The sequence below is a fragment of the Pseudochelatococcus sp. genome (assembly GCF_050946405.1).
Taxonomy (GTDB): domain Bacteria; phylum Pseudomonadota; class Alphaproteobacteria; order Rhizobiales; family Beijerinckiaceae; genus Pseudochelatococcus.
The window spans coordinates 1-2,848 of the sequence record NZ_JBMNUS010000023.1; the positions used below are offsets into that span (position 1 = coordinate 1).

2 protein-coding genes and 2 other annotated features are annotated in these 2,848 nt (G+C 49.7%); both genes read right to left on the minus strand.

Annotated features, from left to right (window positions below):
- Nucleotides 1-78: 78 nt before the first annotated feature.
- Nucleotides 79-678 carry an anthranilate synthase component II gene (locus ACOYJQ_RS18740; RefSeq protein ID WP_342399533.1) on the minus strand — a complete coding sequence of 200 codons (600 nt, stop codon included), beginning with the start codon at nucleotides 676-678 and terminating at the stop codon, nucleotides 79-81.
- Nucleotides 659-2,041 (minus strand): anthranilate synthase component I, encoded by a 1,383-nt coding sequence (gene trpE / locus ACOYJQ_RS18745; RefSeq protein WP_433460598.1) that lies wholly within the window; start codon nucleotides 2,039-2,041, stop codon nucleotides 659-661. The genes ACOYJQ_RS18740 and trpE overlap by 20 nt, the downstream gene beginning before the upstream one ends.
- 171 nt (nucleotides 2,042-2,212) lie before the next feature.
- Nucleotides 2,213-2,462, minus strand: a binding site (T-box leader).
- Nucleotides 2,463-2,508: 46 nt separating this feature from the next.
- Nucleotides 2,509-2,751: a binding site (T-box leader), on the minus strand.
- Between the last annotated feature and the right edge of the window lie 97 nt (nucleotides 2,752-2,848).

The window sequence follows — 2,848 nt, forward strand, 5'->3', positions numbered from 1 at the left end:
GTCACTTCATCTGAAAACAGTGTGCGGGATGCTTCCCGCATTTCTTCAAACGTCAGCCCTTCTTGTGCCAAAATTTTTTCAAGATACGGTTTCAACTTTCTCATCCTTTCTGATTTCGCGTAAAAAGTTTTCAAGCATCTGTTTACCGGTTTCCGTCCCGATCGACTCGGGATGAAACTGGACGCCGAAACACGGGGCGGATTTATGTTGAATGGCCATGATTTCGCCGTCATCAAGAGATTCGGCAACCACTTCCAGGACTTCAGGGATCTTTGTCCGGTCCATGACAAGCGAGTGGTAGCGCATCACTTCGACCGGATCCGGCTGCCCGCTGAAAATTCCTTTCCCGCCATGGCGTACAAGGGAAGTTTTGCCATGTTTGATTTCTTTTGCTTTTGTGATCCCTGCCCCGAACGCTGCGGCAATTGCCTGATGGCCGAGACAGACGCCGAGCATTGGGACTTGCCGGTAAAATGTTTTTACAGTTTCAATGGAAATGCCGGCATCTTCCGGCACGCCGGGCCCCGGTGACAGGACAATCGCTTCCGGCTTGAGCCTTCTGATTTCATCTATGGTGATCCGGTCATTGCGGAACACCTTTACTTCCTCCCCAAGTTCGCATAAATACTGGTACAAGTTGTAAGTGAACGAATCATAGTTATCGAGCAATAAAATCATGCGTCTGTACCTCCAGAATCGATCTCGCCTTGTTGAGCGTTTCTTCATACTCTTTTTCCGGATCGGAATCGTACACAATGCCCGCGCCCGACTGCAAATAAGCGGTGTTGTCTTTAATCAAGAGCGAGCGGATGGCGAGTGCAAAATCAATGTCGCCGTTCAGATTGATATAGCCGACCGCGCCCGCGTACATGCCGCGCTTCAGGCTTTCCAGGCTGTTGATAATCTGCATCGCGCGGATTTTCGGCGCGCCTGATACCGTGCCGGCCGGAAGACAGGAGATGAGCGCGTCAATTCCGCTAAAACCGTCCCGCAATTTCCCCCGCACTTCCGAAACGATATGCATCACATGCTGGAACCGTTCGACTTCCATATATTTTTGCACCCGGATGCTTCCGGGCTCGCACACCCGGCCGAGGTCGTTCCGGCTCAGATCAACGAGCATTTTATGTTCAGCGAGTTCTTTCTCATCGTGTAAAAGCTCGCTTTCAAGGCGCTCATCTTCTTCCGGGGCATTGGCGCGCGGGCGTGTTCCCGCAATCGGATTCGTATATACCACACGCCCCTTCGTTTTGATCAGGCTTTCCGGCGATGCCCCGAGGACGACATAGCCGCCGAAGTCGAGATAAAACATATACGGGGACGGGTTCGCTTTCCTTAACTTCCGGTAAAAATAGAACGGGTCGTGTGAGAGCGTCCCTTTCATGCGCTGTGAGAGGACAACCTGGAAAATGTCCCCGTTTTCGATATGCTGTTTTGCGGTTTCGACCATCTTCATAAATGCCTGCTTTTGAATGGCCGGGACAAAATCAACCGGGCCATAGTCAACAAATGGTTCTGCGCTCGTCTGCTGGCGAATCGCTTTTTCCATTGCCGCAAGATTTTTTTCTATTGCTTCTCCGTCTTCCCCGGTTGAAACAAGGTAGACGGTCTGGCTTTTATGGTCGTAAACAGCTATGTTTTGGTACAGCATCAAATGCAGATCCGGGATTCCTGTTTCATCTTCCGGCACATGGCCGATCTCTTCATACTGGCGGATGGCGTCATAGCCGATATAGCCGACCGCCCCGCCGTAAAACGGAAAGGGAAGCTGAATGCCAAGACGCGGCAACAGGTCTTTGACAATATCGAGCGGCTTTCCTTTTTTTATTTCTCGCCGTCCTGTCATCCGGTCAATCACTTCCAGTTCATCATCCCGCCCGATGAACGCTTTTACCGGATCAGCCCCGATAAAAGAAAACCGGCCGTTGCTGTCATTTGGCAGCGAACTTTCGAACAAAAACTTGCATTTTCCTTTCAGTCTCTTAAAAATCATGATAGGTGTTAAAACATCGCCGTTTAGCTTAACCATTTTGTATTGCATCCGTCCGCTCTCCTTTTTTATTAATGGTCACAACTAGATGGTTTTTCGCGCTCCGACTGCCACCTGGCTGAACCGGGTGAATATCCTTCACTTAACAGGCGGGTTCCGATTACAGATCCCGGCTCCCGGCTAAATAAAAAACGTCCTCTGCCCGCAGCTAGATGCTGCAGGACAGAGGACGTTTTCCAACGCGGTGCCACCTCTTTTGAAAGGATTTAAAACCTTTCCGCTCATTCGGGTACGGAGCAAGCCACTCTTTATACCCTATCCCTGTAACGGGGGAAGCCGTGTTTCCCTACTGCACAGTTCAGGAAACCTCTCATAAGCCCATTCTGCAAAGGCAGTTCGTGCCGGACTCCCACCCACGCCGGCTCTCTGGAACGCTTGCCATTTGCATACTCTTCTTACTCAACGATTTTCTTTTATGGAATTTTTTTAACGGAACGCAAAAAGGGTTCCCAATCCATGTAAAGGACGGGGAACCCGCGGTGCCACCTTTATTGGCTTGATCAGCCCGGCTTTGACGGTATCAGGGAAAAAACGTAATACCTGCCTCTTGTAACGATAAGGCATTCGCCAAAGCCTACTCCGGAATCGTTTCGGTTTGGAAGCTCGGAAGCCCATTCGCCTGCACGTCATCACCGGTTCGCACCACCCACCGGCTCTCTTCGGAATCCACACAGGTTACTCTTCTTCTTCATCGCCTGAAAAATGTTTCATTGATTGATTATTATCTTAATGCTGAAAATAAGAATTGTCAACCTTCATTTCAAAAAATTTTTTATTTTTTTCAAGCCGTTTTTCACG

Bases quoted from the DNA above. Each gene is read 5' to 3' on its own strand.
- trpE (WP_433460598.1), bottom strand. From the start codon at position 2,041: ATGCAATACAAAATGGTTAAGCTAAACGGCGATGTTTTAACACCTATC.
- ACOYJQ_RS18740 (WP_342399533.1), bottom strand. From the start codon at position 678: ATGATTTTATTGCTCGATAACTATGATTCGTTCACTTACAACTTGTAC.